This window comes from Leifsonia sp. NPDC058248, from assembly GCF_042881905.1.
In the GTDB taxonomy this organism is placed as follows: domain Bacteria; phylum Actinomycetota; class Actinomycetes; order Actinomycetales; family Microbacteriaceae; genus Leifsonia.
Window position 1 is genome coordinate 242931 of record NZ_JBHVXB010000002.1, and the last position, 26234, is coordinate 269164.

The 26234-nt window shown below is 69.8% G+C and carries 24 protein-coding genes and 1 tRNA gene; 15 read left to right on the top strand and 10 right to left on the bottom strand.

What is annotated here, in order from left to right:
- Positions 1 to 37: 37 nt before the first annotated feature.
- Positions 38 to 1351: a M20/M25/M40 family metallo-hydrolase gene (locus ACFVV5_RS04305; RefSeq protein WP_387239478.1), complete on the bottom strand. Its 1314-nt coding sequence runs from the start codon at positions 1349 to 1351 to the stop codon at positions 38 to 40.
- A gap of 100 nt (positions 1352 to 1451) precedes the next feature.
- On the opposite strand from ACFVV5_RS04305, the gene ACFVV5_RS04310 reads away from it, so the two are divergent.
- The 4 genes from ACFVV5_RS04310 to ACFVV5_RS04325 all read left to right on the top strand — a co-directional run bounded on the left by ACFVV5_RS04310 (position 1452) and on the right by ACFVV5_RS04325 (position 4742).
- A tRNA-Leu gene (locus ACFVV5_RS04310) sits at positions 1452 to 1536 on the top strand.
- A gap of 81 nt (positions 1537 to 1617) precedes the next feature.
- Positions 1618 to 2568, top strand: a complete 951-nt coding sequence (locus ACFVV5_RS04315; protein ID WP_387239481.1) for a cation diffusion facilitator family transporter — start codon at positions 1618 to 1620, stop codon at positions 2566 to 2568.
- Between the two features lie 75 nt (positions 2569 to 2643).
- Positions 2644 to 3630, top strand: coding sequence for a helix-turn-helix transcriptional regulator (locus ACFVV5_RS04320; RefSeq protein ID WP_387239484.1), 987 nt, complete (start codon positions 2644 to 2646; stop codon positions 3628 to 3630).
- A 14-nt stretch (positions 3631 to 3644) separates the two neighbouring features.
- Positions 3645 to 4742, top strand: a complete 1098-nt coding sequence (locus ACFVV5_RS04325) for a VIT1/CCC1 transporter family protein (protein ID WP_387239488.1) — start codon at positions 3645 to 3647, stop codon at positions 4740 to 4742.
- Positions 4743 to 4784: 42 nt separating this feature from the next.
- On the opposite strand, the gene ACFVV5_RS04330 is transcribed toward ACFVV5_RS04325, so the two are convergent.
- Positions 4785 to 5267, bottom strand: a complete 483-nt coding sequence (locus ACFVV5_RS04330) for a DUF1707 domain-containing protein (protein ID WP_387239491.1) — start codon at positions 5265 to 5267, stop codon at positions 4785 to 4787.
- A 149-nt stretch (positions 5268 to 5416) separates the two neighbouring features.
- Between ACFVV5_RS04330 and ACFVV5_RS04335 the strand changes: the two genes are divergently transcribed.
- The 3 genes from ACFVV5_RS04335 to ACFVV5_RS04345 all read left to right on the top strand — a co-directional run bounded on the left by ACFVV5_RS04335 (position 5417) and on the right by ACFVV5_RS04345 (position 7048).
- Positions 5417 to 5707 (top strand): DUF6504 family protein, encoded by a 291-nt coding sequence (locus tag ACFVV5_RS04335; RefSeq protein WP_387239494.1) that lies wholly within the window; start codon positions 5417 to 5419, stop codon positions 5705 to 5707.
- 118 nt (positions 5708 to 5825) lie between these two features.
- Positions 5826 to 6665, top strand: a complete 840-nt coding sequence (locus tag ACFVV5_RS04340; protein WP_387239496.1) for a DUF3097 domain-containing protein — start codon at positions 5826 to 5828, stop codon at positions 6663 to 6665.
- Positions 6666 to 6844: 179 nt separating this feature from the next.
- Positions 6845 to 7048 carry a cold-shock protein gene (locus ACFVV5_RS04345; protein WP_223690547.1) on the top strand — a complete coding sequence of 68 codons (204 nt, stop codon included), beginning with the start codon at positions 6845 to 6847 and terminating at the stop codon, positions 7046 to 7048.
- A 70-nt stretch (positions 7049 to 7118) separates the two neighbouring features.
- On the opposite strand, the gene ACFVV5_RS04350 is transcribed toward ACFVV5_RS04345, so the two are convergent.
- Positions 7119 to 7550, bottom strand: a complete 432-nt coding sequence (locus tag ACFVV5_RS04350) for an NUDIX domain-containing protein (RefSeq protein WP_387239499.1) — start codon at positions 7548 to 7550, stop codon at positions 7119 to 7121.
- An 89-nt stretch (positions 7551 to 7639) separates the two neighbouring features.
- Between ACFVV5_RS04350 and ACFVV5_RS04355 the strand changes: the two genes are divergently transcribed.
- From ACFVV5_RS04355 to ACFVV5_RS04365, 3 genes are read left to right on the top strand one after another with little or no spacing between them, the layout of a single operon-like run.
- Positions 7640 to 8431: a hypothetical protein gene (locus ACFVV5_RS04355; RefSeq protein ID WP_387239502.1), complete on the top strand. Its 792-nt coding sequence runs from the start codon at positions 7640 to 7642 to the stop codon at positions 8429 to 8431.
- Positions 8432 to 9982, top strand: a complete 1551-nt coding sequence (locus ACFVV5_RS04360; protein ID WP_387239505.1) for a DNA polymerase Y family protein — start codon at positions 8432 to 8434, stop codon at positions 9980 to 9982.
- A 26-nt stretch (positions 9983 to 10008) separates the two neighbouring features.
- Positions 10009 to 13398: an error-prone DNA polymerase gene (locus ACFVV5_RS04365; protein WP_387239508.1), complete on the top strand. Its 3390-nt coding sequence runs from the start codon at positions 10009 to 10011 to the stop codon at positions 13396 to 13398.
- 36 nt (positions 13399 to 13434) lie between these two features.
- Here ACFVV5_RS04365 and ACFVV5_RS04370 read toward each other — a convergent pair whose 3' ends face one another.
- The 3 genes from ACFVV5_RS04370 to ACFVV5_RS04380 all read right to left on the bottom strand — a co-directional run bounded on the left by ACFVV5_RS04370 (position 13435) and on the right by ACFVV5_RS04380 (position 16982).
- Complete coding sequence (locus tag ACFVV5_RS04370) at positions 13435 to 14214, bottom strand: AMP nucleosidase (protein WP_387239511.1); 780 nt, start codon at positions 14212 to 14214, stop codon at positions 13435 to 13437.
- Between the two features lie 50 nt (positions 14215 to 14264).
- A complete protein-coding gene (locus tag ACFVV5_RS04375) occupies positions 14265 to 15008 on the bottom strand; it encodes a VIT family protein (protein ID WP_387239514.1) in 744 nt (247 codons plus the stop codon).
- Between the two features lie 150 nt (positions 15009 to 15158).
- Entirely contained in the window at positions 15159 to 16982 is a 1824-nt protein-coding gene (locus ACFVV5_RS04380; protein ID WP_387239517.1) for a DEAD/DEAH box helicase, read from the bottom strand.
- Between the two features lie 104 nt (positions 16983 to 17086).
- On the opposite strand from ACFVV5_RS04380, the gene ACFVV5_RS04385 reads away from it, so the two are divergent.
- Positions 17087 to 17878 (top strand): SGNH/GDSL hydrolase family protein, encoded by a 792-nt coding sequence (locus tag ACFVV5_RS04385; protein ID WP_387239520.1) that lies wholly within the window; start codon positions 17087 to 17089, stop codon positions 17876 to 17878.
- A gap of 22 nt (positions 17879 to 17900) precedes the next feature.
- On the opposite strand, the gene ACFVV5_RS04390 is transcribed toward ACFVV5_RS04385, so the two are convergent.
- A complete protein-coding gene (locus ACFVV5_RS04390; RefSeq protein WP_387239523.1) occupies positions 17901 to 19142 on the bottom strand; it encodes a D-alanyl-D-alanine carboxypeptidase family protein in 1242 nt (413 codons plus the stop codon).
- A 19-nt stretch (positions 19143 to 19161) separates the two neighbouring features.
- Positions 19162 to 19986, bottom strand: coding sequence for a TrmH family RNA methyltransferase (locus ACFVV5_RS04395; protein WP_387239527.1), 825 nt, complete (start codon positions 19984 to 19986; stop codon positions 19162 to 19164).
- A gap of 107 nt (positions 19987 to 20093) precedes the next feature.
- On the opposite strand from ACFVV5_RS04395, the gene ACFVV5_RS04400 reads away from it, so the two are divergent.
- Together ACFVV5_RS04400 and ACFVV5_RS04405 are read left to right on the top strand one after the other, a co-directional pair.
- Positions 20094 to 20939 carry a Sir2 family NAD-dependent protein deacetylase gene (locus ACFVV5_RS04400; protein ID WP_387239530.1) on the top strand — a complete coding sequence of 282 codons (846 nt, stop codon included), beginning with the start codon at positions 20094 to 20096 and terminating at the stop codon, positions 20937 to 20939.
- 31 nt (positions 20940 to 20970) lie between these two features.
- Positions 20971 to 21570 carry a histidine phosphatase family protein gene (locus ACFVV5_RS04405; protein WP_387239532.1) on the top strand — a complete coding sequence of 200 codons (600 nt, stop codon included), beginning with the start codon at positions 20971 to 20973 and terminating at the stop codon, positions 21568 to 21570.
- Positions 21571 to 21610: 40 nt separating this feature from the next.
- Here ACFVV5_RS04405 and ACFVV5_RS04410 read toward each other — a convergent pair whose 3' ends face one another.
- Positions 21611 to 22702: a glycosyltransferase family 4 protein gene (locus ACFVV5_RS04410; protein ID WP_387239535.1), complete on the bottom strand. Its 1092-nt coding sequence runs from the start codon at positions 22700 to 22702 to the stop codon at positions 21611 to 21613.
- Complete coding sequence (locus tag ACFVV5_RS04415) at positions 22699 to 23625, bottom strand: alpha/beta fold hydrolase (protein WP_387239538.1); 927 nt, start codon at positions 23623 to 23625, stop codon at positions 22699 to 22701. The genes ACFVV5_RS04410 and ACFVV5_RS04415 overlap by 4 nt, the downstream gene beginning before the upstream one ends.
- 135 nt (positions 23626 to 23760) lie before the next feature.
- Between ACFVV5_RS04415 and treS the strand changes: the two genes are divergently transcribed.
- Together treS and ACFVV5_RS04425 are read left to right on the top strand one after the other, a co-directional pair.
- Positions 23761 to 25470 (top strand): maltose alpha-D-glucosyltransferase, encoded by a 1710-nt coding sequence (gene treS / locus ACFVV5_RS04420; protein ID WP_387239541.1) that lies wholly within the window; start codon positions 23761 to 23763, stop codon positions 25468 to 25470.
- A 51-nt stretch (positions 25471 to 25521) separates the two neighbouring features.
- Positions 25522 to 26208: an exonuclease domain-containing protein gene (locus ACFVV5_RS04425; protein ID WP_387239544.1), complete on the top strand. Its 687-nt coding sequence runs from the start codon at positions 25522 to 25524 to the stop codon at positions 26206 to 26208.
- Positions 26209 to 26234: the final 26 nt, after the last annotated feature.

Here is a 26234-nt window from a genome sequence, read left to right on the forward strand (position 1 = left end):
GTGCTTTCGCTGACGGGAGGGGAAGAAGGGACGGTCGTCAGTAGCTGAGCAGAAGATCGCGCAGCACAGTTCTACCGAACACTAGCGCGTCGAGAGGGACGCGCTCGTCCACGCCGTGGAACATGCCGGGGAAGTCGAGATCGGCGGGAAGACGCAGCGGGGCGAAGCCGTAGCCGGTGATCCCGAGCGTGCTGAGCGCCTTGTTGTCGGTTCCGCCGGAGAGCAGGTAGGGCAGGACGGGCGCGCCGGGGTCGTGCCGATCGAGAGTGCCGACGATCGCGTCGATCAGGGGTCCGTCGAAGCTCGCCTCGAGGCCGACGTCGCGGTGCATGATCTGGATCTCGATGTCGTCGCCGACGATCTGCTGCACGCGCTGCAGCACGTGGTCTTCGTCGCCGGGCAGGGTGCGGATGTCGATGAGCGCCTCGGCCGTGTCGGGGATGACGTTGTGCTTGTAGCCGGCGCTGAGGAGCGTCGGGTTCGTCGTGGTGCGCAGCGTGGCCAGGATGAAGCCCGCGGCGGTTCCGGTGCGCAGGACGATCTCGTCGGGTCCGACCTTCTCGGGATCGACGCCCAGGATGCGGGACAGCTCGGCGAGCAGCTGCGTCGTCGTGTCGGTCAGCTGGATCGGCCACTCCTGGCGGCCGATCGCGACCACCGCCTCGGCCAGCCGGGTGATCGCGTTGTCGCGGATGAGGCGCGAACCGTGCGCTGCGCGTCCCCGGGCGATCAGCTTGATCCAGACGAGGGACTTCTCCCCCGTCTGCATCAGGTAGGCGCGCTTGCCGTCGAGCTCGATCGAATAGCCGCCGACCTCGCTGATCGCCTCGGTCGCACCGGCGAAGAGTTCCGGATGGTTGTCGACGAGATAGTGCGAGCCGCGACGGCCGCCGTCCTCCTCGTCGGCGAAGAAGGCCACGACCAGGTCGCGCTCGGGCTGCCCGCCCGCGCCCAGGATGTCGCCCACGGCCGTGAGGATCATCGCGTCCATGTTCTTCATGTCCACCGCGCCGCGGCCCCACAGCAGGCCGTCCTTGATTACGCCGCCGAACGGATCGACCGTCCAGTTGTGAGGATCGGCCGGTACGACATCCAGATGCCCGTGCACGACCAGAGCAGGCTTCGACGCGTCGCGCCCGGCGACACGCGCGACGACGCTCGTGCGCCCCGGGTCCGAGTCGAACATGCGCGGCTCGAGGCCGATCGCCCTCAGTTTCGCCTCGACGTACTCCGCGGCGTCCGTCTCGCCGTTCGAGCGGCCCTCGCCGTAATTGGTGGTGTCGAAGCGGATCAGATCGCGGGCGATGATCGCCGTCTCGTCGAGCTGACTCTCGTTGCGGGAATCCGTCATAGACTCAACCTATCAACGCGACCGAGGTGTGAAATCGGTGACGCTTTTCATGCTAATGTCTTTCTTCGGCGGCCGGTTCGGCCTGCTGCCGAAAACACTCGTCCGGGTGGCGGAAATGGCAGACGCGCTAGCTTGAGGTGCTAGTGCCCGTATAGGGCGTGGGGGTTCAAGTCCCCCCTCGGACACAGAGAGAACCCCGGTCATCGACCGGGGTTCTCTGCATTCGGAGCACCCGGGTTCTCTGCAGCCGGGGCTACGCTGGCCGCATGTCGGACGACCGCGGATCCTCCAGCCTCCTCACGGTTCTCATCGCGTTCGGCGCGAATGTGCTGGTCGCGATCGCCAAGACGATCGCCGCCGTGCTGACCGGTTCGGCGTCGATGGTGGCCGAGTCCGCGCACTCGTGGGCGGATGCCGGCAACGAGGTCTTCCTGCTGCAGGCCGAACGCAGCTCGGCCAAGCCACGGGACGCCGCGCATCCGGGTGGGTACGGTCGCGACGCCTACATCTGGTCGCTGTTCGCGGCCGTCGGTCTGTTCACGGCGGGAGCCGTGGTCTCGGTTCTGCACGGCGTGTCGCAGTTGAGCAGCAGCGAGCCGGCCGGCGACTACCTGGTCGGCTACATCGTGCTCGCGGTGTCGTTCGTGTTCGAGGGCATCTCGTTCCTGCAGTCGTACCGCCAGGCCCACGAGGTGGCGACGCGACGGGGCGTCAGCACGATCGGGCACGTTCTGAGGACTTCCAACCCCACGCTGCGAGCTGTGTTCGCCGAAGACTCCGCGGCCCTCATCGGCCTGGTCATCGCGTTCCTCGGCCTGCTCCTCCATCAGCTCACCGGTCAGGCCGTCTATGACGCGATGGGGTCCATCCTGATCGGTCTGCTGCTCGCCGTGGTCGCGGTCATCCTGATCGACCGCAACCGGCGGTTCCTGCTCGGCGAGCCTGCGCCCGACCGCGTCCAACGCGCGGTGCTCGTGGTGCTGCTCGAACATCCGGAGGTCGACAGGGTGACCTATCTGCACCTCGAGTTCCTCGGACCCGAACGCTTCTACCTGGTGGCCGCCGTCGACCTGGTGGGCAACGATCCCGAATCGGATGTCGCAGCCGACCTGGCGGCCGTCGGCGCGCGGCTCGAACGCAGCCCCTACATCACGGAGGCCATCCTCACCCTCTCGCGGCCCGGTGCGACGGCTCTGACGACGGAGACGACAGGCTGACGCGAGGGGCCCACGCGACGCGCGTATGCTCGATAGCGGACACTTTCCGACCGCAATACCGTCGAGACTGAGCGCATGGCCACCACAGGATCCCGAACCCTCCAGCTCCTCTCGCTGCTGCAGACGCACCGGTACTGGCCCGGCAGCGAGCTCGCCGACCGCCTCGAGGTCTCGGTCCGCACACTGCGCCGCGACGTCGACCGGCTGAGGGAGCTCGGCTACCCGGTCGACGCCACCCGCGGAGTCGACGGCGGCTACCAGCTGGCCGCCGGCGCGTCGCTTCCGCCGCTCGTCGTCGACGACGAAGAGGCGGTGGCGCTCGCCGTGGGACTGCGCACGGCGGCGCAGAGCGGCATCGCGGGCATCGAAGACGCCTCGGTCCGCGCGCTCGCGAAGGTCGTGCAGGTCATGCCGCCGCGCCTGCGTCGCCGCGTCGAGGCCCTCCGCACGGCAACGGTCGCCGGCGAGCTGCGTCCCGGTCCCAGTGTCGACGCCGAGGTGCTCACCGCCGTCGCCCAGGCCTGCCGCGACGAGGAGCGTCTCGACTTCGTCTACGTCGCCCGCGACGGACAGCGCACCGAGCGACGCGTGGAGCCGCACCGCCTGGTCTCGGTGGGGAGACGCTGGTATCTGGTCGCCTACGACCTCACCCGATTCGACTGGCGCAGCTTCCGGCTGGACCGGCTCGCCGAGCCGCGACCCACCGGCGTCCGGTTCCGCCCGCGCACCCTGCCGGCCGACGACGCCGCCGACTTCGTCACAGCCTCCCTCGGCAGCATCGCACCGACCACGCTCCAGATCGAGGCGATCGTCCATGCTCCCCTGGCTCAGGTCGAAGCCACGATCGGCCGGTGGGTGCAGGCCGAGGAGATCGACGACGGCCGCACGCGCATCCGGATGACCGCCGACAGCACCGACTGGGCGCTCTTCGGCCTCGGTGCGGTCGAAGCGCCGATCGAGGCCGTGTCACCGCCCGAGCTGGTCGAGCGGATGCGCGACTGGGGCCGCCGCTTCACCGACGGGGCCGCGCAGAGCAGCCCGCCGAGCAGGGAAGCCCCATAGACTCGTCTACCGTTATGAGCATCGAGACGTCCTCCCGCCAGCCCGGTCCCGCCGACATCCGCCGCTGGCGCCGATACCTCGCCGACGAACGCGCGGAAGCCGCCGTGTACCGCGACCTGGCCGGCCGACGGAGCGGTGAGGAGCGGGAGATCCTGCTCGCCCTCGCCGAAGCGGAACGGCGCCACGAGCAGCATTGGCTCGACCTCCTCGGCGACCAGGTGGGCAAGCCGCTGCGGGGCGACCTCCGCACGCGCGTGCTCGGCTTCCTCGCGCGCCGGTTCGGCTCGGTCTTCGTGCTCGCCCTCGCCCAGCGCGCCGAAGCACGTTCGCCGTACAGCGCCGACACGGATGCGACCCCGCAGATGGCCGCCGACGAGCAGATCCACGAGGAGGTCGTCCGCGCCCTGGCCGCCCGGGGCCGGCAACGGCTCTCCGGAACGTTCCGCGCCGCCGTGTTCGGTGCGAACGACGGCCTCGTCAGCAACCTCGCGCTCGTGCTCGGAATCAGCGCGAGCGGAGTCCCCACCCATGTGGTGCTGCTGACCGGCATCTCCGGTCTGCTCGCCGGAGCCCTCTCGATGGGGGCCGGGGAGTACGTGTCGGTGCGATCGCAGCGCGAACTGCTCGAGGCATCCACCCCCAACCCGGCGACCCGGTCGGTGCTCCCCCACCTCGACGTCGACGCCAACGAGCTCACCCTCGTGTACCGGGCGCGCGGGATGTCGGCGGACGAGGCGCAGAGCCATGCGGACGAGGTCCTGCACGGGCTCTCCACCTACACCGTCGAACCGGATACCGCTTCCGACGTCGACGCGATCGACGAGCACGAAGCGGTCGGCAACGGTTGGAGCGCCGCGATCTCGAGCTTCTGCTTCTTCGCCTCGGGGGCGCTCATCCCGATCATCCCGTACCTGTTCGGACTGGGCGGAACGACCGCGGTCATCGTCGCCGCCGTGCTGGTCGGCATCGTTCTGCTGGGCACGGGAGCGGTCGTCGGACTGCTCTCGGGAGCATCCCCGCTCAAGCGCGCGCTGCGCCAGCTCGGGATCGGCTTCGGCGCCGCCGCGGCGACGTACCTGCTCGGCCTGGTGTTCGGCGCGACGCTCGGCTAGTCGCTGCGGAGGCGCGAGCCGGCGCTTCGCCGGGTCTCCGGGTCAGCGCCGGTCGCGGTCTCGGTCGCGTTCGCGCCCGCCGTATCCACTGCCGTAGACGATCACGCCCACGATCGGGACGAGCAGGAACCACAGCCAGCTGTAGGCGAAACCCCACACCCAGCTCGACAGGAAGAACAGGATGAGCGCGATGAACGGCGTGATCGAGACGATGATGTAGCCGTTGCGGCCGAACGGCTGACCCGACCCGCTCTCATACGGGCGTTGGGCGGTCGAGGAGCCGAAACCGGCACCCGGCGCCTGCGGGCGGCCTCCGTCGAAGGCGACGAACCCGGGCAGGTCGGCGAACAGCGGGGCGAGGTCTCCGCGCGTGACCGCCGAGCGGGCCGACTGCACCCGCGTCTGGAGCTCGACGTCGGAGAGGCGGCCGTCGCCGGCATGGGCCTGAAGGGCGGCGACCGCGCGGTCGCGCTCCGCGTTGCTGAGGCGCAACGATGCGCCGGACGAGTCGGAGAAGTCGTTCATGGCGCCAGTATGGCAGCAGGCGCCTCGCGACGCGACCGGTCGTCATGCCGTCGACAGGTGCCCCGGGGGCGAGATCCAGGGTGCGGATGCACGCGGATCGTCTTACACTCGTTAATCGAACATACGTTCGACTGATCGAGGTGGAGAGAATGGCGGAGATCGACGAGGCCGTCACGGTGTGGACGACCGAGGAGGGCATCCCGACCCGGCTGGTGTGGCGTACGACGCGCTACCGCGTGACGGACACGCCGACGGTGTGGGCGGATGTCTGCGCCTGGTGGCGACCGTTCGGCGAGCACCACTACGGGGTCGGAACGCTGCCGAGGGAGATCGGCGGCTGGCGGTTCCAGGCCACCGACGATCGCGGCGAGGCGCACGTCTTCGATGTGCGGCACGACAACGACCGGCGCACGTGGCAGCTGGTGCGCATCTTCGACTGACACCGCGACCGCTCGCGCGACCCCCGCCCGAGCTCCCGCTCGCCAGCCGCGACCATCACTCACCCCATCCGCCGCGTGCCTCCGACGGTCGGCGGCCGGCGCGAACTACTCTCGCCGGGTGACGTACGACCGCTATGGATCCGATGTGCTGGCCTCCGACTGGAAGAACGCCGGCCGCAAGCCCGTTCCCGAGGTGGAGGCCGTGCGCGACCTCGTGGTCGAGGATGCCGCCAGCGGTTTCTGCGGCGCCGTCACCCGGATCGAGGTCCAGACCGTCGAACTGGAGGACTATTTCGGCAAGAAGCGGGTGTTCCCGCTCGGCGGCGGCTTCCTGATCGACGGCGAACCGGTGACCCTCGTGGTGCCCGGCAAGGCGGGCGGCGGGTCGCGGGCGCGCACCGCATCCGGATCGTTCGCGGTCGGCGACCAGAAGGCGCGTGTCGCCCGTGCCAGCCGGATCTTCGTCGAGGGCAGGCACGACGCCGAGCTCGTCGAACGGGTATGGGGAGACGACCTCCGGGTCGAAGGAGTGGTCGTCGAATACCTCGAAGGAGTCGACGATCTCGACGCGATCGTTCGGGAGTTCGCGCCCGACCGGAACCGCCGAATCGGCGTTCTGGTCGATCATCTGGTCTCCGGATCGAAAGAAAGTAGAATTGCCGACAAAGTCGCAGGTGGGCCCTTCGGGGCGCACGTCCTGGTCGTCGGGCATCCGTACATCGACATCTGGCAGGCCGTGAAACCGGCACGTGTCGGGCTGGCGGCGTGGCCGGACATCCCTCGCTCGATCCCTTGGAAACACGGGATCTGCGAGGCACTCGGACTCCCCCACGAGACCCAGGCGGATGTCGCTCACGCATGGAAGCGGATCCTCGGGACGGTGCGCAGCTACGCCGATCTGGAGCCCGTGCTCCTCGGCCGTGTCGAGCAGCTGATCGACTTCGTCACCGAACCGTGAGGTCATAAACGGGTGAATTTTCGCTTTCCTGCCGCTAGGCTGGACCATACGCCACGTGTTTTGCATGTGTTGGAGCGGTACGTCCCCAAAGCGGAGCGTGGCCACCTTTTCAGGAGCAGGCTTACAACACGAGGCGAGGCCTCGACGTTCGAGGTCGACAATTCGCTCCTGGAGGAGACATGGCAACAGGTACGGTCAAATGGTTCAACGCCGAAAAGGGCTTCGGATTCATCGCCCCCGATGACGGTGGCGCTGACGTTTTCGCGCACTATTCGGCAATCACCACGGGCGGCTACCGCTCGCTGGAAGAGAACCAGAAGGTCGAGTTCGAGGTGACCCAGGGTCCGAAGGGCCTGCAGGCGGAGAACATCCGTCCGCTCTAGTCGTTGAGCTCGGAGAAGGGGTCGGACCGATGGTCCGGCCCCTTCTCTCGTTGTCGGACCGTCCGCGTCGTCAGTCCCAGCCGAACTCGGTGTAGGTCTCGCCGCGTTCGATCGCCTCGAGGGCGTGGCGCACGACCGGGACGACATCGGCCGGCAGCCGGTCGACCGGCGCCCAGAGCAGCTCCGAGGCCTTGTCCGGCTCGCCGATGGCCGGTTGCGCGTCGCCGCGGTCGGCCGTGAAGAAGAAGTCGACGTAGGTGTCGCCGTCGGCGCGGCCGTGCTGCACGAGCGCCATGCGCACGTCGTCCGGCGCGAGATCGAGCTGGATCTCCTCGCGTGTCTCACGGAGGACGGCCCGGGTGGCCGACTCCCCCGCCTCGATGTGCCCGGCCGGCACGGCGAGCTCCCCGTCGCGGTGACCCGTTCCGGCGCGCCGCAACAAGAGGATGTCCGCTCCGTCGCGCAGGCACAGGTAGACGGCGGCCGGGAACGTGGGGCGCATAGTCGATTGTCGCACCGGAGGCGTATCGTCCTCTCTGCACCCTGAAAATTGCATTTGCGATCTTCGAACATATGTTCGAAACTTGAAGGGTGTTCACGACAGCAGCCGCCCTCGCCTCCCCGGTCCCCGACCGGGCGCAGGTGCATGAGCTGCAGTCGCGCATCCGGCAGATGCAGGCCACCAAGCTCGACGACCGGCGTCAGGAGACGCATCCCGTCCTCGCCTCCCTGCTGCCCGGCGGGGCGCTGAAGGCGGGGGCCGCCTATTCGGTGCGCGGGTCCACCACTCTCGTCATGGCCCTGCTGGCCGGCCCGAGCGCGGCCGGCGCGTGGTGCGGCGTGGTCGGCATGCCCGATTTCGGCGCTGAGGCCGCCAGGCGGTTCGGCATCGACCTGGAACGCCTCGTGCTGGTCCCGCATCCCGGCGAGCAATGGCTCACCGTGACGGCGGCCGTCGTCGACGTGCTGAGCGTGGTGGTGATCGTTCCCCCCACCCGGGCGCGCGACGGCGACGTGGCCAGGCTCACCGCCCGGCTGCGGCAGCGCGAGGCGACCCTGATCGTGGTCGGCGACTGGCCGCAGGTCGAGGCGACGCTCACCGTGTCGCGCAGCGGGTGGGACGGCCTCGGCGCCGGCACCGGCTACCTCGCGGCGCACCGGGTCACCGTGGAGTCGGCCGCCCGCGGTGGCCCGGGGTCGCTGCGCCGCGCCGATCTGTGGCTGCCCGACCTGGGCGAGACCTTCCGGCCGGCCGCGTCGGTCCCCGTATCGGCCGGGTCCGAATCCGCGCTGAGCGAGCGTGCCCCGAGCGAGCAGCGGGCCTCGCTCGAGCAGCGCACACCGGCCGAGCTCCGCTCCCCGCACCTGGAGGCGGTGGTCTGAGTGCCGGCCGTGACCAGAGCGATCGTGCTGTGGTGCCCCGACTGGCCGGTCACAGCGACCGTGCAGACCCTCGAGCTCCCCGCCGACAGCCCCCTCGCCCTCGTGCACCACAACCTCGTGTTCGCCTGCTCCGCCGCAGCGCGGGCCGACGGCGTCAAACGCGGGCTGCGCATCCGGGAGGCCCAGGCACGGTGCACGCAGCTGCTGGTGCACCCCTATGACCCGGTGGTGGATGCTCGCGCCTTCGAGCCGGTGCTCGCCGCCGTCGAGGAGATCACTCCCGGCGTGCAGCTGGTGCGCCCGGGAACCTGCGTGCTGCGCGCACGCGGCCCCGCCCGCTACTACGGCGGCGAGGAGCAGGCGGCTGCCGAGCTGCTGCGCTGCCTGGAAGGGCTCGGCATCCCGGATGCGCGCATCGGCATCGCCGACGGACCGTTCGCGGCCGAGCAGGCGGCACGCAGCACAGGAGCAGACCGGGTGCGGGTGATTCCCCCCGGCGCCTCCCCCTCCTTCCTGGCCCCTCTCCCGGTCTCGGTGCTCGGCCAGGATGCGCTCACTCCCCTGCTGCACCGGCTCGGCATCCACCGGCTCGGCGACCTGTCCGCGCTCGACCCCACCGATGTACGGGAGCGGTTCGGCGAGCTGGGCGCCCGCTGCCACACCCTGGCGAGCGGTCTGGACGGGGCGGCGGTCGTTCCGCGCACCCCGCCCAAACAACTCGACCGCGTCATCGAGTTCGAACCGCCGCTCGACCGCGTCGACCAGGTGACCTTCGCCTTCCGCGGCACCGCCGAGGCGTTCGTCGCCGGTCTCACCAAGGCGGGGCTCGTCTGCACCTCGCTGCGCATCGAGGTGACCGACGAGTCCGGCCGCCTCAGCGAACGCACCTGGCTGCACCCGCGGCTCTTCTCGGCCGCCGACGTCGTCGACCGGGTGCGCTGGCAGCTGCAGGGCAGCGGGGCGATCGACAGCGGGCTCGGTTCCCCCATCGCACGGGTGGTGGTGGCGCCCGAGAGCGTGGACGACATCGGCCACCACGAAGACGGCCTCTGGGGCGGCGGCGCCGACGAGCGCATCCACCACGGCCTCTCCCGCGTGCAGAGCATGCTCGGCCACGACGCCGTGCTCACCGCCACCATCGGCGGCGGTCGTGCCCTCGCCGAACGGCAGGTGCTGGTGCCGTGGGGCGATCGGCCGGTCGGCGTGGCCCGCATCGAGCAGCCGTGGCCGGGCAGCCTCCCGGCCCCGGCGCCCGCGACCGTGTTCGAGGCGCCGCGCCAGGTGGGCGTGTTCTCCGAGCAGGGCGACCCGGTGGCGGTGGATGTGCGGGGCTCGGTCAGTGCGCCCATCCATCGGTTCTCGGCCACCGGCTCCCCCCGCGACGCCCGCGAGGTCGACGCCTGGGCGGGGCCGTGGCCGGTGCGTGAGCGCTGGTGGGACCCCGAGCACGCCCGCACGGTGCAGCGCTTCCAGGTGGTCGACTCCGACGGCACCGCCTGGCTGCTGGTGCTCGACGACGGGGGCTGGCGTGCGGAGGCCCGCTATGACTGACCGCGGAGCGGGAAGGGGCGGACGCCATGGGCTTCAATAACCCGCCGATCCCCTGGGCCGAGTTCGAGCGGCGGCTCTCCGGCACACGGCGCACCGGCGAGCAGGTCGACGAGCGCCCGTCGTCGCGCAAACGCCCCGCATACATTCCGCCCCCGCCGCCGCCCGACGAGGCGGACGACGGCCACGTCCCGTACGCCGAGCTGCACGCGCACTCCAACTTCAGTTTCCTCGACGGCGCCAGCTCGCCGGAGGAACTGCTCGAGGAGGCCACCCGGCTGCGGCTGCACGCCCTGGCGATGACCGACCACGACGGTCTCTACGGCGTCGTGCACCTGGCCGAGGCGGCCGAAGCGTACGACCGGGTGAAGACCGTGTTCGGCGCCGAGCTCTCCCTCGAGCTCAGCCGGCCGCAGAACGGCGAAGCCGACCCCGAGGGCAGCCACCTGGTCGTGCTCGCCCGGCAGCAGGCCGGCTACCACAAGCTGGCCGCCGCCCTCACCGCCGCCCAGCTCGCCGGTCAGGAGAAAGGCCGCCCGGTCTACGACCTCGCCGCCCTGTCCGACCGGGCCGGCGGCGACTGGACCGTGCTCACCGGCTGCCGCAAAGGCGACGTGCGCCTGGCCCTCGCCGACGGCGGAGAGCGCGCGGCCGAACGCGAGATCGCGCGCCTGGCCGACCTGTTCGGCCGTGACAACGTGCTCGTCGAGCTCACCGACCAGGGCAACCCCCGCGACACCACCGACAACGACACGCTCGCCCGCATCGCCGGCCGGCTCCGGATGCCCGTGGTCGCCACCAACAACGTGCACTATGCCACGCCCGCCCAGCATCCGCTCGCCTCCGCACTCGCCGCCGTGCGCGCCCGCCGCAGCCTCGACGAGCTGGACGGCTGGCTGCCCGCCGCCGACACGGCCCACCTGCGCAGCGGCCGGGAGATGGCCACCCGGTTCGCCCGCTATCCCGGCGCCGTCGAACGCACCGTGGAGGTCGCGGACGACCTCTCGTTCCGGCTGCGCAGCGCCCGGCCCAACCTGCCCAAGCAGGAGGTCCCCGAGGGCCACACCCCGATGAGCTGGCTGCGCGAGCTCACCTGGCGCGGCGCGGCCGAACGCTATCCGCAGCTCGACGCGGCCAAGCGGGAGCGCATCGAGAAAGAGCTCAACGTGATCGAGGCCAAAGACTTCCCCGGCTACTTCCTGATCGTGTACGACATCGTGAAGTACGCGCGTGAGCAGGGCATCCTGTGCCAGGGTCGCGGATCGGCGGCGAACTCGGCGGTCTGCTACCTGCTGGGCATCACCGCCGTCGACTCGATCAAATACGACCTGCCGTTCGAGCGGTTCCTCTCCAGCATGCGCGAGGAGGAGCCGGACATCGACGTCGACTTCGACTCCGACCGGCGCGAGGAGGTCATCCAGTACGTGTACCGCAAGTACGGCCGGCTGAACGCCGCGCAGGTCGCCAACGTCATCACCTACCGGCCGAAGAACGCGGTGCGCGACATGGCCAAGGCGCTCGGCTACAGCCCCGGCCAGCAAGACGGCTGGTCGAAGCAGATCGACTCGTGGGGCTCGGTGCAGGCCACGGCCGACCACGACATCCCGGATGCGGTGGTCGGCCTGGCGCAGCAGGTGCTCAAGTTCCCGAGGCACCTCGGCATCCACTCCGGCGGCATGGTGCTCACCGACCGGCCGGTCGGCGAGGTGTGCCCGATCGAGCACGCCCGCATGGAGAACCGCACCGTGCTGCAGTGGGACAAAGACGACTGCGCCTGGATGGGGCTGGTCAAGTTCGACCTGCTGGGGCTCGGGATGCTCAGCGCGCTCGACTACTCGATGAAGACGATCGCGGCGTCCCTCGGCGAGGAATGGACGCTCGACAGCATCCCGAAAGAGGAGCAGGGCGTGTACGACATGCTCTGCCGGGCCGACTCCATCGGCGTGTTCCAGGTGGAGAGCCGAGCCCAGATCGGCACGTTGCCCCGCCTTCAGCCGCGTGCGTTCTACGACCTGGTGATCGAGATCGCGCTCATCCGGCCCGGGCCCATCCAGGGCGGCGCGGTGCATCCGTACATCCGCCGCAAGCTCGGCCAGGAGGAGGTCACCTACCTGCACCCGAAGCTGGAGCCGGTGCTGGAGCGAACGATGGGCGTGCCGCTCTTCCAGGAGCAGCTCATGCAGATGGCGGTGGCGGTCGGCGACTGCACGGCCGAAGACGCCGACCTGCTGCGGCGGGCGATGGGGTCGAAACGCGGTCAGGAGAAGATCGGCACACTGCGCGACAAGCTCTACGCGGGCATGGCGAACAACGGGATCACGGGCGACGACGCCGACGCCATCTATTCGAAGATCGAGGCGTTCGCCAACTTCGGGTTCGCCGAGAGCCACGCGATCAGCTTCGCTCTGCTCGTCTACGTGAGCTCGTGGATGAAGCTGCACTACCCCGGCGCCTTCCTCGCCGCCCTGCTGCGGGCGCAGCCGATGGGCTTCTACTCCCCGCGCACGCTCACGGCGGATGCCCGGCGGCACGGCGTCGTCGTGCACCGCCCCGATATCCAGCTCTCCGACGTGTTCCCTGTGCTCGAGCCGCTCGACACCGCGCATCCGGGGCCAACCGGGATGGACCCGTGCCTGACGACCGAGCAGCCGGAGATCGGGCCGTACCGGCGCGCGGTTCCCCTCGACTACGACAGCCACCGCCGCGATGCCGGGCACGCCGTGCGGCTGGGCCTCGCCGGTGTCACCTCGATCGGCGAGAAGCTGGCGGGGCGGATCGTGGCGGAACGAGCATCCGGCGGCCCGTTCACCGACCTCGGCGACCTGTCCCGGCGCGTCGGGCTCACCGTGACCCAGCTGGAGGCGCTGGCCGCCGCCGGCGCCTTCGAGAGCCTCGCCCTGAGCCGCCGCCAGGCGATCTGGGAGGCCGGGAACGCGGCGCAGGAGAAGCCGGAGTACCTGGCCGGCACCACCATCTCGGTGCAGCCGCCGCTGCTGCCCATGCTCACGCCGGCCGAGCAACTGGCCAGCGACCTGTGGGCCACCGGCATCTCGACCGACGACCATCCCATCGGCTTCCTCCGGACGCAGCTGGCCGACCGCGGTGTGCTCAGCGCCGAGCAGCTGCCGTTCGCCGAGTCGGGCCGCCGCGTGGAGGTGGGCGGCGTGGTGACGCACCGGCAGCGTCCGGCGACAGCGGCCGGGGTCACCTTCCTCAACCTGGAGGACGAGACCGGTCTGGTCAACGTGGTGTGCCCGGTGGGGGTCTGGAACCGCTACCGCCGGGTCGCCCGGGAGGCGCCGGCCATGGTCATCCGGGGCATGCTGGAACGATCGGAGGAAGGCGTGATCAACGTGATCGCCGACCGGCTGGAGACCCTCACCGTCGGGATGCGCACCACGTCGCGCGACTTCCGGTAGGCCGGCACTGCCGCTCGGCCGACGCCGGCTACCCGCCTACTCGTCTTCGAAGCGCAGGTGCCGTACGCTCCGGCCGTTGCGCCGCACGAGCTTGAGCGACTCGACTCCGACCCGGATGTGCAGGTCGACGAACTCGGCCGTCACGCTGCGGTCGCTCGCCTCGGTCTTCACACCCTCGGGCACCATCGGCTGGTCGGACACGAGCAGCAGTGCCCCGCACGGGATCCGGTTGGCGAAGCCGGCCGCGAAGATGGTCGCCGTCTCCATGTCGACCGCCATGCACCGGGTGCGCCGCAGGTACGTCTTGAACGCGTCGTCGTGCTCCCAGACCCGGCGGTTGGTCGTGTAGACCGTTCCCGTCCAGTAGTCGTGGCCGAGGTCCCGGATGGTCGTGGAGACGCCGCGCTGCAACTGGAAGGCTGGCAGCGCAGGGACCTCGGGCGGCAGGTAGTCGTTCGACGTCCCTTCACCGCGGATGGCCGCGATCGGCAGCACCAGGTCGCCGATCGAATTCTTCTTCTTCACGCCGCCGCATTTGCCGAGGAACAGCACGGCCTGAGGCGACACCGCGCTCAGCAGGTCCATCACCGTCGCCGCGTTGGGGCTGCCCATCCCGAAGTTGATCATCGTGATGCCATCGGCCGTGGCATTCGGCATCGCCCGGTCCGCCCCGCGCACCTTCACGCCGTTCCAGCTCGCGAACCGTTCGACGTAGTCGCCGAAGTTGGTGAGGAGGATGTGGTCGCCGAAGTCCTCGAGCGGCGTGCCGGTGTAGCGGGGCAGCCAATTGGAGACGATCTCCTCTTTGTCTTTCACGACCACTCCCTTCGAACCCGCACAACACGCACGTCGAGGCCAGTCTCCTCCTAGACCACGCCCGTCGTGCCGAGCAGCGCGCCGATCGCGAAGGTCGCGATGAGGGCGAGCGCTCCGCCGATCACCACGCGCAGGGTCGCACGCCCGCGTGAGCTGCCCCCGATGTAGGCGGCCACCCATCCGGTGATCGCCAGAGCGACGAGCACCACGACGAAGGTGACGGGCACCCGCGCGGCCGCCGGCAGCAGCAGCATCGGGATGAGGGGCAGGATGCCGCCGATCATGAACGCGACCGCGGATGCGAGTGCGGCATGCCACGGGCTGACGACGTCGTTCTGGTCGATGCCGAGCTCGGCGGACAGGTGCGCGGCCAGCACATCGTGGTCGGTGAGCTCGACGGCGACCTTCTGGGCGGTCTCGCGGCTCAAGCCCTTCGCCACGTACAGGCCGGTGAGCTCTTCCAGCTCCTGCTCCGGCATCTCGGCGAGCTCGCGCCGCTCTTTCGCGATCAGCGCATGCTCGCTGTCCCGCTGGCTGCTCACCGAGACGTACTCGCCAAGCGCCATCGAGATCGCCCCGCCGACCAGTGCGGCGAGACCGGCGGTGAGGATGGGGGCGATCGCCGTGGTGGCGCCCGCGACACCCACCGCGACGGCGGCGACCGAGACGATGCCGTCGTTCGCGCCGAGCACGCCGGCGCGCAGCCAATTCAATCGTTGGGCGAGTCCTTCGCGGTGCGGTTCCTCCGGGTGCTGCCCCGGAGCGAACGTCTCGCCATCTGCAGCGTCAGTCATGCCTCAAGCACAGCACTTCTGTCGATCGCGCACCACCAAGGACAGGCTCACCGAACGTGCGCGCTGCGAACGACCTGCGCCGGAGGTGCGAAAGGTGCCGCATTCTCGCCGGATGAGGCCCTTTTCGCACCCCCACGGCCCGGCACGCCATCAGACGAGCGGGCGGCCGAGGCGCTTGCGCAGGAAGTCGATGCGCGACTGCAGCTGGGTGACGCTCGCCTGAGCGACGGCCGGTCCACCACAGACCCGGCGCAGCTCGGCGTGGATCAGGCCGTGCGCCTCGCCCGTGTTCTTCGAGTAGAGGCCGACCAGGCTGTTCAGGAGAGTCCGCTGCTCCTTGAGGTTGCGGTACAGCGGCGCCGGCGGATGCCCCTCGGCCGTAGCGGGACGCGACGATGTGCGCCGCGCCTGGCGCTGTTGCCGCTGTTTCAACAGCTCGTGCACCTGCTCCGGCTCCAGGATGCCCGGCAGGCCGATGAAGTCGTGCTCTTCGTCACTGCCCGGCACCGCGAAGCTGCCGAACTCCTGGCCGTCGTAGAGGACCCGGTCGAAGTTCGCCTCCGAGCCGAGCGCCTCGAACGCGAACAGCTCGTTGAGGGCCTCCGACGCCTTCTCGTCACGGTTGGCCTCGGCCATCATCGCGTCTTCGGGGTTGAAGAGGTCGCCTTCGGCGTTCTCCTCGCTCTGCCGGTCGAGCGCATGGTCGCGCTCCAGTTCGAGCGCGTTCGCGAGGGCCATGAGACTGGGCACGTTCGGCAGGAACACCGACGCCGTCTCGCCGCGGCGCCTGGCACGGACGAAGCGGCCGATCGCCTGCGCGAAGAACAGGGGCGTCGACGCACTCGTCGCGTACACCCCGACCGCGAGCCGGGGCACGTCGACACCCTCGGACACCATGCGCACGGCGACCATCCAGCGGGACGTCCCGTTCGAGAAGTCCGCGATCCGGTCGCTGGCCTCCTTCTCGTCGGAGAGGACGACCGTCACCGGCTCGCCGGAGATCTGCTCCAGCAGGTCGGCGTAGGCGCGCGCCGTGTAGTGGTCGGTGGCGATGACCAGGCCGCCGGCATCCGGAATCGCGTTGCGCACCTCGGTGAGGCGCCGGTTCGCCGCGTTCAGCACCGCCGGGATCCATTCGCCACTCGGATCGAGGGCGGTGCGCCACGCCTGCGAGGTGATGTCTTTGGTGTTGCCCTCGCCGAGCCGCGCCTCCATCTCGTCGCCGGCCTTGGTGCGCCAGCGCATGTGGCCGGCGTAGACCATGAAGATCACCGGCCGGACGACACCGTCTTCGAGCGCGCGGCCGTAGCCGTAGTTGTAGTCGGTCAGCGACGTGCGGATGCCGTGCTCGTCTGGCAGATAGGTCACGAACGGGATGGGCGCGGTGTCGGAGCGGAACGGGGTTCCGGTGAGCGAGAGCCGGCGCGTGGCCCGCTCGAACGCATCCCGGATGCCGTCCCCCCAGCTGAGCGCGTCGCCGCCGTGATGCACCTCGTCGAGGATGACCAGGGTGCGGTAGTTCTCGGTGATGTCCTTGTGCAGCTTGGGCCGCATCGCGACCTGGGCATACGTGACGGCCACGCCTTTGAAGTGCCGCGCGTACCTCCCGTCGGAGTTCTTGAACTCGGGGTCGAGGTGGAGTCCGACGCGCTCCGCCGCCTCTGCCCACTGCCGCTTGAGGTGCTCGGTCGGGGCGACGACGGTCACCCGCTCGACCACCCGACGGGCGAGCAGTTCGGTGGCGAGCCTCAGCGCGAAGGTGGTCTTGCCGGCGCCCGGTGTCGCCGCGGCGAGGAAGTCGCGCGGTTCGTTCTGGAAGTAGACGTCGAGCGCCTCCGCCTGCCACGCACGGAGCTTCTCGGCCGTGCCCCAGGCGGCGCGCTCCGGGAAGGAGGGAGAGAGATGTTCCGCCGCGAAGGTACCCGCGCGCGCGCCCGGACGATCGGGTTCAGGGGGTGAGGTCGGCGTTTCCACGTGTATCGAATTTACCGCCTGCCGCTGACAAACCGCCGACCCGTCGCGACGCCCGGGCGTGCCGCGCGATTTGCCGGCCTCCGGCCGGTGTGCAGAATGGAGACATGGCCGAAGTTCAGCATCCCTGGTCCCGCTACGTCGCCCTGGGCGACTCGTTCACCGAAGGGATCGGCGACCCGGAGCCGCGCAGCCCCGGCGGTCACCGCGGGTGGGCGGATCGTGTGGCCGAGGTGCTCAGCCGGCAGACCGACGACTTCGCCTACGCCAATCTCGCGGTGCGGGGCAAGCTCATCAAGCAGATCCTCGAGGAGCAGGTGGAGCCCGCCCTCGCCCTGCGCCCCGACCTGATCACGATCTCGGCGGGCGGCAACGATGTGATCCGTCCCGGCACCGACCCCGACCAGATCGCTCTGTACTTCGATCAGGCCGTGCGCCGGCTCGCCTCCGACGGCGCGACGGTCGTCGTGTTCACCGGCGTCGACGTCGGCTTCTCCCCGGTGTTCCGAGGCATTCGCGGCAAGGTGGCCATCTACAACGAGAACGTGCGCGCCATCGCCGCCCGGTACGACTGCATCGTCGCCGACCAGTGGTCGCTCACCGGCATCCAGGACTCTCGGATGTGGGCGCCCGACCGCCTGCACCTCGCGCCCCTCGGTCACCACACCGTGGCGCGCATGGTCCTCGCCGCCCTCAACGTGGAGAACGACCTGCAGCCGCTCCAGCCGGAGCCCCTTCCGCCGCACACCTGGCGTCGCGCCCGCTCGGAGGATCTGTCCTGGGCGCGCGAATACCTGGTTCCATGGGTCATCCGGCGCATCCGGCACCAGTCGTCCGGCGATCGCATCACGGCGAAGCGTCCCGATGCGGTGCCGTTCCTCCTGCGCTCCGAGGACTGACGCCGGCCCGCCGAGCATCCGGCTACGCGCCGAGCCCACCCGGATGCGCGAGCCGCCACCAGAGACCGGGGTCGGGAATCGCCTTGGCGAGGGCCAGCTGCGCCGTCTGCGTCGTGCCGTTCAGCGTGAAGCGCACCTGACCGACCACCTCGCCCTTCTCCCCCGACTGAACCGGTCGCGTCTGCATCGAGACCTGGATCGGGGTGTCCGACCACACGACGAACATCTTCGTCGCCGTCGACACCAGGGTCGACTTCGCGCCCCACGGCGTCGTGTAGGTGCCGTACGCCCGGCCCGCCTTCGACGCGTCGACCTCGTGGAAGCCGTTCGTCATGCTGTTCAGGAGGGTCTTCACCCCGGCCCACAGGTCGTCGTGGGTGGGGGCGCCGAGCACGACCCCGATCACGCGGACTTTGCTCTGACCGACGGTCACCTGGGCGGAGAACAGCAGGCAGTTGCCCGCCTGGTCGGTGTTGCCGGTCTTGATCCCGTCGATTCCGCCCACGCCCAGGAGCGTGTTGGTGTTGTCCTGCTTGCCGGCCCCGGGCAGGCTGACGCTCTTCTGCGACACGATGGCCGACAGCACCGGATTCGCGAGCGCCAGCTTTCCGATGCCGATGAGGTCTTTCGTCGTGCTGACGCTGCCCGGCGTCAGCCCGTCGGGGCTGTCGAGCTTGCTGCCGGTGAACTTGTGCGCGGCGAGCCAGGCGTTGGCCGCCTTGACGAACGCGCGACTCGAGCCGAACGCCCAGTTCGTCAGCGAGATGGCGTAGTTGTTGGCCGACGGCAGCAGCATCGCCTCGAGCGCCTGCTTCTCCGACATCGACGTTCCGGCGACCGCCGGCGCCCACGACCCGCCCTCGGCGATCACCTGGTTCCAGATGTCGACGTCTTTCTGGGTGAACGAGATCGTCGGTCCGTTCTGACCGGATGCGATCGGCTTCTTGTCGAGCACCACGAGCGCCGTGATCGTCTTGGTCACGCTCGCGATGGGGACGCTCGCCGACGACCCGTGGTATTCGGTGGCGCCCGGATAGTCCGGAGCCGTGATCCCGCTCGCACCCCAGCCCGGCCAGGTCAGCGCGGCTTTCGGCTGCGCGATGCTCGCCTCGTGCTCCGTGACGGCCGCGGTGGCCGGTACGGGCGCGAACAGCGACCCGGAGACGTACAGGATGCCCACCAGCACGACGCTGAGAAGGCTGAAGACGACCATCCGGCGTCGGCGATACACCTGACGGGAGACTCTGCGGGGCTGATCGTGCACCCGAAGATTCTACGGTGGGCTACTCAGGCGATGCCTGAGAACGCGCCCGCAGCGCCCAGAGTGCCACGGCGCTGGCGGAGGCCACGTTGAGCGAGTCGACCCCGTGCAGCATCGGGATCGTCACGACCCGGTCCGCTGCCGCCAGCGCCCGGCGGCTGAGACCGTCGCCTTCGGAGCCCAGCACCATCGCCACGCGCTCGGGCGGGTCGGCCGCATAGTCGTCGAGCGACACAGCGCCTTCCGCCAGGGCGAGCGCGGCGATCTCGAAGCCGGCGTCGTGCAGGATGGGCGCCGCGGAATCCCACTCCGGGATGCGCGTCCAGGGCACCTGCAGCACCGTGCCCATGCTCACCCGCACGCTCCGGCGGTAGAGCGGGTCGGCGCACCGCGGGCTGATCAGCACGGCGTCAGCCCCGAGCCCGGCGACCGAGCGGAAGATGGCCCCGACGTTCGTGTGGTCGACGATGTCCTCGAGGACCACGACGCGCCTCGCGTCCCTGAGCAGCTCGGTCACAGCGGGCAGCTCCGGCCGGTGCATCGCCGCGAGGGCGCCCCGGTGCAGGTGGTATCCGGTCAGCTCCTCCAGCACGGCGCTCTCCCCCACGAACACCGGCACGTCGGCGAACCCGGCGAGCAACGGCTCGATGTCGGCCAGCCACTGCTCCTGGAGCAGCACCGACCGCGGGGTGTGGCCCGCAGCGAGGGCCCGCGTGATGACCTTGGTCGACTCGGCGATGTAGAGACCGCCCGCCGGCTCGCTCACGCGGCGGAGGGCGACATCCGTGAGTCGCGAGTAGTCGGCGAGGCCCTCGTCGCTCAGATCGGTGATGCGGTGGATGCGCACGGGGGCCGCCTTTCTTCGGGAGTGCAGCATCCAGATTGCCAGTAGCTGGAAACAATTCGGAAAACTCCCGTGTTTAGACTCAGTGCAAGCTGTTCCTGGAGGTGTCGATGGCTGCGTTCACGACCGAGGTCCCGCCTGACCTCGCGAGCGGGATCGACCGAGCGGTCGACCTGCTCTCCGGCCGGCGGTTCGCGATGCTCACCGGCGCAGGGGTGAGCACCGACTCGGGCATCCCCGACTACCGCGGGGAGGGCGCGCCCAAGCGCACGCCCATGACGTTCCAGCAGTTCCTCTCCGACGACAGCTTCCGCAAGCGCTACTGGGCGGGCAGCCACCTCGGCTACCGCCGGTTCGCCGCGGCAGCTCCGAACGCGGGGCACCGGGCGATCGCCGACCTCGAGGCGTCCGGGGCGGCGAACGGCGTGATCACGCAGAACGTCGACGGTCTCCACAAGCAGGCGGGCTCCCGCAAGGTGGTCGACCTGCACGGCGCGATGGACCGCGTGCTCTGCCTCACGTGCGGCCAGGTCTTCGCCCGCGAGAGCGTCTCGGCGCGCATCGATGCGGCCAATCCGTGGCTCGACGGCGACGGCGCCGTGGAGATCGCGCCCGACGGCGACGCGATCGTCACCGACATCGACGCGTTCGTGATTCCGGACTGCACGGTGTGCGGCGGCCGGCTGAAGCCCGACGTCGTCTTCTTCGGCGAGTTCATCCCGGCCGAGAAGTACCGTGAGGCGAGCGCCCTGGTGCGGTCTTCGGATGCCCTCCTGATCGCCGGCTCGTCGCTGGTCGTCAACTCGGGCATCCGTCTGCTGGAGGAGGCACGCCGTCGGCGGCTCCCCATCGTGATCGTCAACCGGGGCGTGACCAAAGGCGACACGCGCGCTGCGGTTAAGCTGGACGCCGGGACCACGGAAACCCTGGTCGAACTCGCCAGGCGGCTCGGCTGACCTCCGCGCGTCCTGCGACGAAAGGACGCGCGTGACCCGGATCTCCCTCGTTCGGCACGGTCAGACCGACTGGAACCTCTCGAAGCGCATCCAGGGGTCGAGCGACATCCCGCTGAACGACACGGGCCGCGAACAGGCCGAGTCCACCGGCCGCGCCCTGGCCGGCGGGAGCTATGACGCCATCTACGCGAGCCCGCTGAGCCGGGCGAACGAGACAGCCAGCATCATCGCGAGACACACGGGGCTCGACACTCCGCTGCCGCTGGAGGCGGTGGCCGAGCGGCGGTACGGCGAGGCAGAAGGTCTGACCGGCTCGGAGATCCTGGCACGCTGGCCGGAGGGCACGCCCGTCCCGGGACGCGAGTCGCGCGACGCCGTGGTGGAGCGCGCGCTGCCGGCGCTGCTGGACCTCGGCGAGAAGCATCCGGGCGAGTCGATCATCGTCGTCAGCCACGGCGGGGTGATCGGCTCTCTGGTGCGTCACGTGACCGGCCACGCGCTGCCGGGCCCCGGCGAGGTCATCCCGAACGGCTCCGTGCACGAGTTCGTCTACGACGACGGCACGCTCACCCTCGACCGCTTCAACCTGAAGCCGGAGGACCGCGACCTCTTCACCGCCTCCGTCCTCTGACCGGACGGCGTCGAGGCAGCCGGAGGGAGCCGGTGGGACGCTAGTCGAGCTTGCGCCGGGCGCGGGCGACCGCCGCGGTGAGCACGGTCATCAGGTGCTCGGCCGACGCGTCCCAGGTGAAACGGGCCGCCTCCGCACGCGAGGCGGCAGAGCGAGCGGCCCACACCCCGTCCTCTTCGAGCTGTCGGATGCGCGCCGCCAACTCGTCCGCTCCGTGGGGGGTGAAGTACAGCGCCGCGTCCCCGCCGATCTCACGGAAGATCGGGATGTCGCTGACGACGACCGGCGTCCCCAGCGTCATCGACTCCACCAGCGGGATGCCGAAGCCCTCGTCGAGCGACGCCGTCACCAGCGCGGTCGCCCGCGCCAGCGTCTCGGCGTAGTCGGCGTCGCTGGCCCCGTTGTGGAACACCACGCGCGCCGACGGGGCGACCGCGGTGAGACGTTCGCGCTCGGCATCGGTGATGCGGCTCATCAGGTGCAGCTCGTAGTCGGGCAGCAGAGCGGCCGCCCGCACCAGCGTCTCCACGTTCTTGTACGGCATGAACGAGCCCATGTACACGAGGCTCTTGCTCTCGGGCGCGGTGCGCGACGCGCGCTCCTCGGAGATGGCGGGCATGTCCGCCGCGTTCGGCACCACGTGCACCGGCCGCTTCGTGAGGTGGTGCTCCGCGATGAGCTGCTTGGTGGTGTTCGACACCGTGACCACCGCATCCGACCGGTTGAGGAGCATCCGCTGCGGCCACCAGGCCAGGTGGTACAACCGCCACAGCAACCGGATGGGCGCGGGCAGGTCGCGCGGCGGCGTGCGGTTGCGGTAATAGATGAGGTCGTGCACCGTCAGCACCAGCCGGTACCGACGGCCCCAGCCGCCCATGGTCTGCATCGGGGTGAACACGACGTCGGGCCGCAGCCGGTTGACCGTGCGGGCCACCCACGGCTCCGCCGCGCTCGTCGGAGAGCTGACGATCTCCCACGGCAGGTCGGGGAGCATCTCCAGCTGCCGGTGGTCGCTGATCAGCATCGTGACGGCGTGACGCTTCGCGAGGGCCGTGACGAGGCCGGCCGTGTAGCGGCTGATCCCGTCGTGCCGTCCGATCCGCGTGTAGCGGCAGTCGAACACGATCCTCATCGGGCGCCCTCCGCGAGGAACTCCTCGATGGCGCTCGCGGCCTGGCCCGGGGTCTCGTAGTGGATGAGGTGGCCGACACCGGGGATCACGATCAGCCGGGCATCCGGGAACAGCGTCTGCAACCGGTACTCGGCGGCCACCGGCGTGATGTCGTCCTTCTCGGCGGCGATCAGCAACGTGCGCTCCGGGATGCCCGGCGCGTACTCGCTCACATCGTGCGACACCGAGGCCTTGAACGCCTCCAGCACCACCTGTCGGTCGCTGAACGCGCTGAAGTAGCGGTCGTGCTGGTCGTGGATCCAGCGCCGGAGGCCCTTCTGCTTGGTCTTCGCCATCGTGATGCTCATCACGCGCACGATCAGGCCGTTGCGGAGGAGCCAGAAGCCGAGCCTCTCGGGGAGCACGGCGGCCAGCCAGTAGTAGAAGATCGCGAGCCGGGTGAACACACCGCGCGGGCCTTCGAGAGCGGGCTGACCGATCGGGTTCACCAGGATGACGGCGGCGGGCTCCAGAGCATCCGGAACGTCGTGACCCGCGAGGGTCGCCGCGACCACGATCGAGCCGAACGAGTGGCCGAGGATCACCAGACGCCCCTCGATGCCGAGGCCGGCGACGAACGCCCGCAGCCACCGTGCGTAGCCGTCGATGTCGTGGGCGGCCTCGCCGAGCGGGTCGGACTCGCCGAAGCCCGGGAGGTCGGGCGAGACGATGCGGGCGCTCCCCAGGCTGGCGACCACCGGCTCGAGGCCGTGGTGGTCGCCGCGGAAGCCGTGGACGAGCACGATCGTAGTGCCGGCGTGCGGATCGCCGTAGTCCCAGTAGCGGGTGACGCCGCCCAGCACGGACAGCTCGGCAGCGCGCACGGGTATACGTCCGAGCGCGTCGGCGTAAGGTGAAGCTGCATACCGTGTGAGGGGGATCATCGCAGACCAGTCTAGGCAGCGCTGCTGGACGCTTCCGGCAATCGACCGCCGGGACTGGACAGGCCACCATCGCCAGCACCTAGACTCATCTGGTTGTAATCGCTTGCAGTCGGCCACCGTGCCAGAAGGAGAACCGTGAGTTTCACTGCGCCCATCACGCTCCCCGGGCTCACCCTCGACCCTGCGTGGTACCGACGCTCGGTGTTCTACGAAGTCATGGTGCGGTCGTTCGTCGACAGCAACGGCGACGGCTCCGGCGACATCGCCGGACTCACCTCAAAACTCGACTACCTGCAGTGGCTCGGCATCGACGCCCTCTGGCTTCCGCCGTTCTTCCAGTCGCCGCTGCGCGACGGCGGATACGACGTCTCCGACTTCCGGGCGATCCTCCCCGAGTTCGGCACGATCGACGAGTTCAAAGACCTCGTCACCAAGGCGCACGAGCGCAACATGCGCATCATCATCGACCTGCCGATGAACCACACCTCCGATCAGCACGAGTGGTTCCAGCAGTCGCGCTCCGATCCCGAGGGGCCGTACGGCGACTTCTACGTGTGGAACGACACCGACGACAAGTGGCCGGACATCCGCATCATCTTCGTCGACACGGAGGACTCCAACTGGGCGTTCGACGAGGCGCGTCGCCAGTTCTACTTCCACCGCTTCTTCTCGCACCAGCCCGACCTCAACTTCGAGAACCCGGCCGTCCACGAGGCGATGTTCGACATCGTCCGGTTCTGGCTCGACCTGGGCGTCGACGGCTTCCGGCTCGACGCGATCCCCTACCTGTACGAGTCCGACGAGGGCAACGGCGAGGGCGAGCCGAAGACCCACGACTTCATCAAGCAGTTGCGTTCGATGGTCGACCGCGACTACCCGGGGCGCGTGATGGTCGCAGAGGCCAACCAGTGGCCTCGTGAGGTCGCCGCGTTCTTCGGCACCGAGGAGGAGCCCGAATGCCACATGGCGTTCGACTTCCCCGTGATGCCGCGCATCTTCTACGCCCTCCGCTCGCAGCAGGCGGCCGAGCTCATCCGGGTGCTCTCCGAGACCACCGACATCCCCGAGGGCGCCGGCTGGGGCGTGTTCCTGCGCAACCACGACGAGCTCACGCTCGAGATGGTGAGCGAGGAGTACCGGCAGGCGATGTACGGCTGGTACGCCTACGACCCGCGGATGCGCGCCAACATCGGCATCCGCCGCCGCCTCGCCCCCCTGCTCGACAATTCGCGCGCCGAGCTCGAACTGGCCCACGCCCTGCTCTTCTCGCTGCCGGGGAGCCCGTTCCTCTACTACGGCGACGAAGTCGGGATGGGCGACAACATCTGGCTGCCCGACCGCGACAGCTCCCGCACGCCCATGCAGTGGACGCCCGACCGCAACGCCGGGTTCTCGACCGCCGACCCGGGAAAGCTGTTCCTCCCCGTCGTGCAGTCGCTGGTCTACCACTACAACCAGGTCAACGTCGAGGCGCAGCTCGCGCAGTCGCGGTCGCTCCTGCACTGGATCCGCAACGTCATCCACGTCCGCAAGGCGCACCCCGTCTTCGGCCTCGGTTCCATCCGCGTCCTGCAGACCAATCACGAGTCCGTGCTGGCGTTCGTGCGCTCCTACGAGGGCAGCGGCACGCACTTCGGCGACCAGCCGGAGGACGTGCTCTGCGTGTTCTCGTTCGCACACAACCCGGTCTCCGTCTCGCTGGAGGCGCCCGAGTTCGCGGGCAGCACGCTGTACGACATGTTCGGCGGCGCGGAGTTCCCGACGGTCGCCGAAGACGGCCGGTTCACCCTCACCCTCGGGACGCAGAACTTCTACTGGCTGCACATCGAGCCGCGGCACAGCTGACGCGCCGGGCGAACGCCGTCCGATGACGGTGGTGCCTCCTACGCTTGATCCATGAGCAACTGGCACGACGAACTGGGCGTCTTCGATCTCGAGACCACGGGGATCGACGTCGAATCCGCCCGGGTCGTCTCGGCTCATGTCGGTCTCCTCGACCACACCGGTCAGGTCGCCCGGCGCCGCGACTGGCTCGTCGACCCGGGCGTCGAGATCCCCGCCGGCGCCACCGCCGTGCATGGCATCACGACTGAGCACGCTCGAGCATCCGGGATGCCCGCTGCACGCGCCGTCGCCGAGATCGTCGCCGCCCTGCGGGAGCTCTTCAACCGCGGTGTCCCCGTCGTGGCCTACAACGCGCCGTACGACTTCACCCTGCTCGACCGCGAGGCGCACCGTCACGGCATCACGCCCCTCGTCTCCCCCGGGCCGATCATCGACCCGCTCGTGATCGACAAGGCCGTCGACAAGTACCGCCGCGGCAAGCGCACCCTCGAGGTCACCGCCCTGCACTACGGCGTCGACCTCACCGACGCCCACGATGCAGGAGCGGATGCGATCGCGGCCGGTCGCGTCGCCCAGGCACTCGCCCGCGTGCACACCGAAGCGCTCGCCCTCGAGGCCGCCGAGCTGCACCGCCTGCAGATCGCCTGGTGCCAGGAGCAGGCCGACGACTTCCAGGCCTACATGCGTCGCGAACGCGACCCCGCCTTCACCACGTCCGGCACCTGGCCGGTGCGCTGACCCTCTGGTGGAGGGTTCCGCCAGGC

What these genes read in the sequence shown, in the direction of transcription:
- ACFVV5_RS04385 (WP_387239520.1), top strand. Translation starts at nt 17,087, where the DNA reads ATGGCCGAAGTTCAGCATCCCTGGTCCCGCTACGTCGCCCTGGGCGAC.
- ACFVV5_RS04400 (WP_387239530.1), top strand. Translation starts at nt 20,094, where the DNA reads ATGGCTGCGTTCACGACCGAGGTCCCGCCTGACCTCGCGAGCGGGATC.
- ACFVV5_RS04325 (WP_387239488.1), top strand. Translation starts at nt 3,645, where the DNA reads ATGAGCATCGAGACGTCCTCCCGCCAGCCCGGTCCCGCCGACATCCGC.
- ACFVV5_RS04305 (WP_387239478.1), bottom strand. Translation starts at nt 1,351, where the DNA reads ATGACGGATTCCCGCAACGAGAGTCAGCTCGACGAGACGGCGATCATC.
- ACFVV5_RS04415 (WP_387239538.1), bottom strand. Translation starts at nt 23,625, where the DNA reads ATGATCCCCCTCACACGGTATGCAGCTTCACCTTACGCCGACGCGCTC.
- ACFVV5_RS04375 (WP_387239514.1), bottom strand. Translation starts at nt 15,008, where the DNA reads ATGACTGACGCTGCAGATGGCGAGACGTTCGCTCCGGGGCAGCACCCG.
- ACFVV5_RS04320 (WP_387239484.1), top strand. Translation starts at nt 2,644, where the DNA reads ATGGCCACCACAGGATCCCGAACCCTCCAGCTCCTCTCGCTGCTGCAG.
- ACFVV5_RS04365 (WP_387239508.1), top strand. Translation starts at nt 10,009, where the DNA reads ATGGGCTTCAATAACCCGCCGATCCCCTGGGCCGAGTTCGAGCGGCGG.
- ACFVV5_RS04335 (WP_387239494.1), top strand. Translation starts at nt 5,417, where the DNA reads ATGGCGGAGATCGACGAGGCCGTCACGGTGTGGACGACCGAGGAGGGC.
- ACFVV5_RS04425 (WP_387239544.1), top strand. Translation starts at nt 25,522, where the DNA reads ATGAGCAACTGGCACGACGAACTGGGCGTCTTCGATCTCGAGACCACG.
- ACFVV5_RS04350 (WP_387239499.1), bottom strand. Translation starts at nt 7,550, where the DNA reads ATGCGCCCCACGTTCCCGGCCGCCGTCTACCTGTGCCTGCGCGACGGA.
- ACFVV5_RS04345 (WP_223690547.1), top strand. Translation starts at nt 6,845, where the DNA reads ATGGCAACAGGTACGGTCAAATGGTTCAACGCCGAAAAGGGCTTCGGA.
- ACFVV5_RS04330 (WP_387239491.1), bottom strand. Translation starts at nt 5,267, where the DNA reads ATGAACGACTTCTCCGACTCGTCCGGCGCATCGTTGCGCCTCAGCAAC.
- ACFVV5_RS04315 (WP_387239481.1), top strand. Translation starts at nt 1,618, where the DNA reads ATGTCGGACGACCGCGGATCCTCCAGCCTCCTCACGGTTCTCATCGCG.
- ACFVV5_RS04410 (WP_387239535.1), bottom strand. Translation starts at nt 22,702, where the DNA reads ATGAGGATCGTGTTCGACTGCCGCTACACGCGGATCGGACGGCACGAC.